Raw genomic sequence first — 8,541 nt, forward strand, 5'->3', positions numbered from 1 at the left:
TCGGCGCTCTGAGCCAGGCTCAGGCGCAGGAGCTGTCGGTCACCCAGATCGGCGGCCTCTCGGCGACCCAGGTCGCGGCCCTGAACACCACGAACCTGACCTCGCTGAACGCCACTCAGCTCGGCGCGCTCTCGACCACCCAGGTCAAGGGCCTGACGACCGCTCAGCTGGCCAGCCTGAGCACCGCCAACATCGCGGCCCTGGTCCCGACGCAGGTGGGGGCGCTCAGCTCGACCCAGATCGCCGGCTTCACCCCGGGCGGCCTGTCCAACCTGGACGCCACCCAGATGGCGGCGCTGAGCCCGACGCAGGTGCGCGGCTTCACGGCCACGCAGCTGAAGGGCCTGAACGCGGCTGATATCGGCGAGCTGTCGGCGACCCAGGTCAGCGCTCTGTCGGCTCTGCAAATCGGCGCCCTGACGGCCGCGAACGTCTCCGCCCTGGACGCGACCCAAATGGCCGCGCTCAACGAGACGCAGATCAAGGGCCTGACCGCCTCGCAGATCTCGAACCTCACCACCACCGACATCGGTGAGTTGGCGGCGACCCAGATCGGCGCGATGGCGGGCAGCCAGCTGGCGGCGCTGTCGACGTCCAACCTGTCCGCTCTGACCGCGACGCAGGTAGGCGCGATCTCGACCACTCAGATCAAGAGCCTGACCGTCACCCAGGTGAAGAACCTGACGACGACGGACATCGGCGAACTGTCCGAGACCCAGGTCGGCGCCCTGACGAATAGCCAGGTGACGGCCCTGACGTCGAACCAGGCGCAGCAGCTCAGCGTCACCCAGCTTGGCTCGCTCAGCAGCGCCCAAGTGGGGGCCCTGACGTCCACCGCGTTCTCCACGCTGGACGCGACCCAGGTCGGCGCCCTGACGTCGACCCAGGTGAAGGGTCTGACGGCTACGCAGCTGGGCGCTCTGAGCGCGGCCGACGTCGGCCAGTTCGTCGACACGCAAATCGCGGCCTTGAGCATCCTGCAGCTGGCGGCTCTGTCGGCGGCGAATGTCTCGGCGCTCGACGCCACCCAGACCGCGGCTTTGACGGCGACCCAGGTCAAGGGCCTGACGGCGACCCAGCTGAAAGGCCTGAACGCGACCGATATCGGCGATCTGTCGGCGACCCAGCTGTCGGCGCTGACGAGCACCCAACTGGGCGCTCTGTCGACGACGGTGATCAACAGTCTGACGACGACCCAGGTCGGCCAGCTGCAACCCTCGCAGCTGAGCGGCCTGACCTCGACGCAGCTGGATCATCTGTCGACGACCAACATCGCGAGCCTGACGTCCACCCAGGCCAACGCCCTGACCCAGACCCAGGTCCAAAGCCTGGACGACGCTCAGATCGCGGCCTACCTGACCGTGAGCTGATCCCAGCCGCCGCTCGCGCTCTCGGGCGCGGGCGGCGATGGCTCCAGATGAATGGTCGGGCCCTGAACCCCATGCCATGATCGGACTTGGCGCGACTCGCGCGCCATGCTCACCCATGGCTGTCCGTCGCCTACCGGTATCAGGAAGACTATGGCCGACATCGATACGTTCGATCTGCTCAGCAAGCTTACCGCCGAGGGCTGCTCGCTCGGCGAGTTGATCACCATCGCCTCGGAACTGGCCCAGGCGGGCAAGCCGCAGGTGGCGGACCAGGCCTACAAGATCTGGGCGCGCTTCAACCCCGAGCATCCGCAGCTGTGCGTGGCGCTGTTCAATCGCTCGGTGCTCCAGTCGGCCTTAGGCGACAACGCGGGCGCGGCCGCCTCGCTGGAGCAGGCGATCACGCTCAATCCCGACTTCATGCCGGCCTATGTGAACCTGGGCGGCCTGCAGGAGCGGGCGGGGCTGGGCGAGCTGGCGATCGCCACCTGGGAACTCGGCGCGAACCGCTCCGCCAACATCAACGGCATGGCGGTCAGCTACGCCTTCACTTGTCTCAAGCAGATCGCGCGCCTCCTGGGGGACCTGCATCAGCCGGCGCGCGCCGAGATGGCGCTACAGCGCGCGGCGGACATCGATCCGAACGCCATGGACGTGATCGGCCAGCTGGTCGCCACGCGCCTGTCGCAGTGCAAGTGGCCGGTCCTGGCGCCGTCGGAACGCGTCAGCCGCGAGACCCTGCTCAGAGGCGTCAATCCTCTGTCGATCGCGGCCTATACCGACGATCCCATGCTGCTGCTCGCGGCGGCCAACACCCTGATCGAGCGCGAGGTCAAGGCGACGCCCGAACAGGTCCGCGCCGACCGGCGCGACGCGCCGATCGACCTGGCCGGCCGTCGGCTGCGGATCGGCTACATCTCTTCCGATCTCCGCGATCATGCGGTCGGCTATCTGATGGCCGAGCTGTTCGAGGTCCACGACAAGAAGAAGGTCGAGGTCTTCGCCTATTACTGCGGTCCGGAATCCAGCGACGGCCTGAACACCCGCATCCGCGCGGCGGTGGAGCATTTCATCGACATCCGCCCGATGAGCGATGATGAAGCCGCTCAGCGCATCGCCGACGACGGCATCGACATCCTGGTCGACGTCAATGGCCACACCCGCGACGCCCGCACCGCCGTCTTCGCGCGCCGGCCCGCGCCCATCCTGGTCAACTGGCTGGGCTATCCGGGGACAATGGGCAGCGACTTCCACCACTACATCATCGCCGACCCGTGGATCATCCCGCCGGAGATGGAGCACTACTACTCCGAGGCCGTGCGCCGGATCCCCTGCTATCAGCCCAATGATCGGCGCCGGCGCGTCCAGGAGGAATGCCCGACGCGCGCCGAGGCGGGCTTGCCCGAAGACGGCTTTGTCTTCTGCTGCTTCAACGGCGTCCAGAAGATCACGCCGCACGTGTTCGACCGCTGGATGCAGATCCTGAAACGCACGCCCGGCAGCGTCCTGTGGCTGCTGGACAGCAATCCAGAAGCCAACGCCCGTCTGCGCGACTCCGCGGAAGCCAAGGGCGTGGACCGCACGCGCATCGTCTTCGCGCCGAAACTGCAGAACGCCTACCACTTGGCGCGTTATCGGCTGGCGGACCTCTTCCTGGACACCACGCCCTATGGCGCGCACACGACGGCCTCGGACGCCCTCTGGATGGCGGTGCCGGTGCTGACCTGGTCGGGCCGCAGCTTCGCGTCGCGGGTCTGCGGGAGCCTCGTCCGGAGCGCCGGCCTGCCCGAAATGGTGGTCGATAGCGGCGAGGCCTATGTCGAGAAGGCCGTCGAGATCGGCGCCGATCGCGAGAAGGCCAGGGCCTTGCGCGCGACGCTGGAGGCCAACCGCGACAGCTGCGTGCTGTTCAACATGGACCTGCTGGCCGACAGCCTTGAGACGCTCTATGGCGAGATGGTCGCCGAGTATCAGGCCGGCGGGCGGCCCAGCCCGGACCTGACCAACCTGGACGTCTATATGAACGTGGGCCTGGAGCTGGACCAGGATCAGCGCGAGATGCAGGCGGTGGAGGACTACGAGGGCCTTTATCGGCAAGCCTTGGCCCGTCGTCACAAGCTCAGGTCGATACCCGCCGACAACCGGATCTGGACGCCCGATGCGCGTCGGACCGCCGTCTGACCACGACATGCGCGTCTTTCCGCCCGTCTATCCCTGGAACGCTTTCGACAGCCGCCGATGGATGGAGTTCTATCGGTCGCCGGTCATCCCGCGCGTTCCTGGGCCGAGAAACCTGACGGTCCACGCCGAGTCCGAGGAAATGCGGCATCGGCTGATGTCCGAATTCGACCACGTGCATTTCGACCGGGTCGGACGCCTCGACGGCGAGTTTGTCAGCAGCAGCACGGGCTTGCTTCTGTTCGACCGGGCCGGCGCCTGCCTGCAAGCCAACTTCCCCGGCGGCAGCTCGATGGCGGCGACGCTGACGTTCACCGAGGCCAACAGCCCGGCCCTTTGGGACTATCGCCAATCCCTGCGAGACGACTGGGACACGCTGCCGCTGATCGAGAACGCGGCGGTCTTCAGCCACATCTATTCGAACAACTACTACCACTTCTCGTTTGAGCTTCTGCAGAAGTTCCGGCTGATCCAGGACCACGACATCAGGGTCGTGGTGATGCCCTCGCCGATCTATCACAATGGCGTCTTCCGCGAGATGATCTCCCAGGCTCTGGGCGATCGCCTGCTCTTGCCGGCGACCGAGGTCGCTCGCCTGAAGAACCCGATGCTGGTCGAGGCCTGGCAGTCCGACGAGGGGCTCCGCTGGCTGCGGGCGTTCGTGGGCAGAACCCTGCCGGCGGAGGGGTGCCGCTACTACATCCGGCGCAATCCGCTGAAACCCCGTCGCGGCAACAATGTCGCCGAGACGGAGGCCTTCCTGGCCTTCCTGGAGCGTCACGATTTCACGACGATCGATTTCGGCAATGGCGAGCTTTCGCTGTCCGAGCAGATCGACAAGCTGCAGGGCGCGTCGTTCGTCCTGGCCGCGCACGGCGCGGGCCTGACGAACCTGTCCTATCTGAATGGCCCCGCCCGCATCGTCGAGATCTTCAGCCGGGCGGTGATCTCGACCTCGTTCATCCGGGTTTCGGACGCGCTGGATCTCGAGCATCACGCGATCATCGCCGAGACGCTGGACGAGCAGGGCGACATCATCGTCGACTGCGACCTGTTGGAAAGCCTGATCGCCTAGGCCTCGGCCCTGGCCCGCATCAGCACCGCCCCGCCGCTTTCGGCCCAGAGCTCGGCGCCGGCGTCCGTAGGGCCGCCCAGCGCCGCGATCGTCTCGCCGCAGAAGGCCGGCTTCAGGGCGCGGAACGAAAAGCGCTTGAGCGGTCTGGCGGGCATGGCTTCCAGCAGCAGCAGCGCGATCAGCGGACCGTGGACGACGAGGCCCGGATAGCCCTCGACTCCCGTCGCGTAGTCCTGGTCGTAGTGGATGCGGTGGCTATTGGTCGTCGCGGCCGAGAAGGCGAACAGCAGGGCGGGATCGGTGGCGGTCTCGCGTCTCCACGCCGCGGCCTGGGGCGGATCGGCCTCGGGCGTCCGCGGCGCGGGCGGCGCGGCGGTGTAGACGATGGTCTGGCGCTCGCTGACGCGCGTCTCGCCGCCCTGGCTGAAGATCCGCTCCACGGTGACGAAGGTGAGGGCCCCGCTGACGCCGGTCTTCTCCTCCACATTGGCGATCGTCTCGACGAGTTCGGTCTCCTGGCCGGGCAGGAGGGCGCCGGCGAAGGTCATGTCGGCCGCCGCGAACATCCGGCGCGGCGCTTCGATCGGCGGCAGGAACAGGCCGCGCCGGGGATGGCCGTCCGGGCCGAGGTCCGAGCGCCTGACCGGCTCGGCGAGGCACGCCCAGTGCCAGGCGGGCGGAACCTCCGCGGGCGGGGCGGGGCGGTCCAGCACGGCGGCGAGCCGCGCGAGGTCAGACGCCTCCAGCACCGTCGTCCGCCGTCTCTGACGGCCGATCCAGTCGGCGTAGGCGCTCATCAGTAGGAGCGGGGCAGGCCGAGCACATGCTCGGCGACATAGGCCAGGATCAGGTTCGTCGAGATCGGCGCCACCTGATAGAGGCGCGTCTCGCGGAACTTGCGCTCTATGTCGTACTCCTCGGCGAAGCCGAAGCCGCCGTGGGTCTGCAGGCACATGTCGGCGGCCGCCCACGAGGCTTCGGAGGCCAGCATCTTGCCGATATTGGCTTGCTCGCCGCAAGGCTGGCCGGCGTCATAGCGGGCGGCGGCGTCATAGACCGTCAGGCGCGTGGCGTGGGTCTGGGCGTAGGCGCGGGCGATCGGGAACTGCACGCCCTGGTTCTGGCCGATCGGGCGGCCGAACACGACGCGGCTGTTGGCGTAGTCGCGCGCCTTGCCGATCAGCCAGGCGGCGTCGCCCAGACACTCGGCCCCGATCAGGATCCGCTCGGCGTTCATGCCGTCCAGGATGTAGCGGAAGCCCTTGCCCTCCTCGCCGATCAGGCTGTCGGCGGGGATGACCAGATTGTCGAAGAACACCTCGGTGGTGGCGTGGTTCAGCATGGTGGCGATCGGCTTGATCGTCAGGCCGTTCCCCTTGGCCGCGCGCATGTCGACCAGGAACACCGACAGGCCGTCGGCCTTGCGCGCCACCTGGTCCTTGGGCGTGGTGCGGGCCAGTAGGACCATCAGGTCGGAATGCTCCGCCCGGCTGGTCCAGACCTTCTGGCCGTTGATGACGTAGGTGTCGCCCTCGCGCCGGGCGAAGGTCGAGATCGAGGTGGTGTCGGTGCCGGCCGTGGGCTCGGTGACGCCAAACGCCTGCAGGCGGATCGAGCCATCGGCGATCCTGGGCAGCCAGGTCTCTTTCTGCGCCGGCGAGCCATGCCTCAACACCGTGCCCATGGTGTACATCTGGGCGTGCAGGGCCGCGGCGTTGCCGCCGCTGGCGTGGACCTCCTCCAGGATCGCCGCCGCCGCCGTCAGGCCAAGGCCGCCGCCGCCGTACTCCTCGGGAATCAGCACGCCCAGCAGCCCGGCCCTGGTCATGGCCGCGACGAAGTCGGTCGGATAGGCCTTCTCGCGGTCCAGGCCGCGCCAGTAGGCGGGCGGGAAATCGCGGCACAGCGCGCGCACCGTCTGGCGCAGGGCTTCGATCAGTTCGGGGTCGGCGAGGGCGGACATGGGGCGAGCTTCGAGCCTTGAACGGGCGCCGTCCAGCCTCCCGTTAAGTCAGTGTGGCGCATCGCGGGACAATCGCCCGAAGGCGTGGAGGGCGTTTTGCCGCGCGTCGGCGCAACGGCTCTCCATTGACGCTCCCCCGGCGGACCAACACCCTCAGGCGACAAGCCAAGATTCGCTGGCGCAGGAAGATCCCCATGCCGTACTCGGACACCGTCTTCGACCGCCACGTCGAGGCCCTCATCGGCCGGATGAAGCCCGCCAGCGTCCTCGATATTGGCCCGGGCGCCGGCAAGTACGGTCGGATGATCCAGTCGCTTCGCGCGGAAGGCGTTCCGATCGGCCACCTGGCCGCCATCGAGATCGACAACAGCTATATCGAGCAATTCGGTCTGCGCGAAATCTACGACGTCATCCAGCTGGGCGACGCGACGACCCTGCCGGACATCGGGCCCGATGCGTCGTGGGACCTCGTGATCCTCGGCGACGTGCTGGAGCACTTCCGCAAGTCGCGCGGCGTCGACCTGATCGATTATCTCTACTACCGCACCAAGTACCTGCTGCTGCTGATCCCCATCGACTATGTCCAGGGCGCGTGGGAGGGGCACCACGCCGAGGCGCACATCTCGACCTGGATCCCCGAGGATTTCGCCCGCTACAAGGCCCGCTGCGTGACGTCCAACGCCGGCTCCGGATGCGAGATCATGCTGGTGCTGATCAACGGCCTTCAGGCCAAGGCGGGGACCGACCTGATCTTCGCGGACGCCGACGTCGAGATCGCCTAGGACGCGATACGTCGACCGGACGGCCTCCCTTCGCGGGGAGGCTTCTGCTAGAGCCCCTTGCCCTTGCACGCTGTCTGCGTTGCTATCGGGCGTTGTTGGGGGGAGTGCGTATGAACCACCAGTCGATGTCGGCCTTCATCTGGTCCGTGGCCGACCTGCTGCGGGGGGACTATCGGCAGTCCGACTACGGCAAGGTCATCCTGCCGTTCACGGTGCTGCGTCGTCTGGACTGCGTGCTGGAAGCGACCAAGCCGGCGGTGCTGGAGGAGCTGGCCAAGCGGGGCGAGGTCGGCGTCGAGCCGTTCCTGCTGCGGGCGGCCAAGCAGAGCTTCTACAACACGTCCAAGCTGGACATGGCGCGGCTGGTCGGCGACCCCGACAACATCGCCTCGAACCTCTACGCCTACATCCAGGCCTTCTCGCCGGCCGTGCGGGACATCTTCGAACGGTTCTCCTTCTTCGCCCAGGTCGACAAGCTGGCCAAGGCGGGGCTGCTTTACCAGGTCACCGAGAAGTTCGCCCGCATCGACCTGCACCCCGACAAGGTCGACAACCACCAGATGGGCCTGGCGTTCGAGGAGCTGATCCGCAAGTTCGCCGAGCTGTCCAACGAGACCGCGGGGGAGCACTTCACGCCTCGCGAGGTGATCGGCCTGATGGTGTCCCTGCTGTTCGTCGAGGACGACGACGCCCTGTCCAAGCCCGGCGTGGTCCGCACCATCTATGACCCGACGGCCGGCACCGGCGGCATGCTGTCGGTCGCCGAGGAGCGCCTGACCCAGCACAATCCCGGCGCGCGGCTGACCATGTTCGGCCAGGAGCTGAACGACGAGTCCTACGCCATCTGCAAGGCCGACATGCTGATCAAGGGCCAGGACGTCGGCGCCATCGTCGCCGGCAACACCCTGTCCGACGACGGCCACCATGGGCGCAAGTTCGACTACATGCTGTCCAACCCGCCGTTCGGCGTGGAGTGGAAGAAGGTCGAGAAGGTCGTCCGCGCCGAGCACGAGCAGCAGGGTTTCGCCGGCCGCTTCGGTCCCGGCCTGCCGCGCGTGTCGGACGGGTCCCTGCTGTTCCTGCTGCACCTGTTGTCGAAGATGCGCCCGGCCCAGGACGGCGGCAGCCGGTTCGGCATCGTCCTGAACGGTTCGCCCCTGTTCACCGGCGGGG

General features: G+C 67.6%; 6 protein-coding genes and 1 pseudogene. 5 read left to right on the forward strand and 2 right to left on the reverse strand.

Features of this window, described 5'->3' with window-relative positions; translation table 11 throughout:
* From AX690_RS23395 to AX690_RS15675, 3 genes and pseudogenes are all read left to right on the forward strand, one after another.
* Positions 1-1,370, forward strand: a pseudogene (locus tag AX690_RS23395) (ice nucleation protein); the annotation flags it as partial.
* A 150-nt stretch (positions 1,371-1,520) separates the two neighbouring features.
* The gene (locus tag AX690_RS15670) at positions 1,521-3,551 is read left to right on the forward strand and encodes an N-acetylglucosamine transferase (RefSeq protein WP_066683795.1); all 2,031 of its coding nucleotides are present in this window, start codon (positions 1,521-1,523) and stop codon (positions 3,549-3,551) included.
* Positions 3,529-4,623: a DUF563 domain-containing protein gene (locus AX690_RS15675; RefSeq protein ID WP_066683796.1), complete on the forward strand. Its 1,095-nt coding sequence runs from the start codon at positions 3,529-3,531 to the stop codon at positions 4,621-4,623. Before AX690_RS15670 ends, AX690_RS15675 begins: the two co-directional genes overlap by 23 nt.
* On the opposite strand, the gene AX690_RS15680 is transcribed toward AX690_RS15675, so the two are convergent.
* Positions 4,620-5,420, reverse strand: coding sequence for a MaoC family dehydratase N-terminal domain-containing protein (locus AX690_RS15680; protein WP_066683797.1), 801 nt, complete (start codon positions 5,418-5,420; stop codon positions 4,620-4,622). The genes AX690_RS15675 and AX690_RS15680 overlap by 4 nt on opposite strands.
* Positions 5,420-6,586 (reverse strand): acyl-CoA dehydrogenase family protein, encoded by a 1,167-nt coding sequence (locus AX690_RS15685; RefSeq protein WP_066683799.1) that lies wholly within the window; start codon positions 6,584-6,586, stop codon positions 5,420-5,422. The genes AX690_RS15680 and AX690_RS15685 overlap by 1 nt, the downstream gene beginning before the upstream one ends.
* 194 nt (positions 6,587-6,780) lie before the next feature.
* Here AX690_RS15685 and AX690_RS15690 point away from each other — a divergent pair, with 194 nt between their 5' ends.
* On the forward strand, positions 6,781-7,368 hold the full coding sequence (locus tag AX690_RS15690) for a methyltransferase domain-containing protein (RefSeq protein WP_066683800.1): 588 nt from the start codon (positions 6,781-6,783) through the stop codon (positions 7,366-7,368).
* A 110-nt stretch (positions 7,369-7,478) separates the two neighbouring features.
* The coding region (locus AX690_RS15695; protein WP_156449695.1) for a class I SAM-dependent DNA methyltransferase at positions 7,479-8,541 on the forward strand (1,063 nt) is incomplete at its 3' end.

Source organism: Caulobacter sp. CCH9-E1, assembly GCF_001556515.1.
Taxonomy (GTDB): domain Bacteria; phylum Pseudomonadota; class Alphaproteobacteria; order Caulobacterales; family Caulobacteraceae; genus Caulobacter.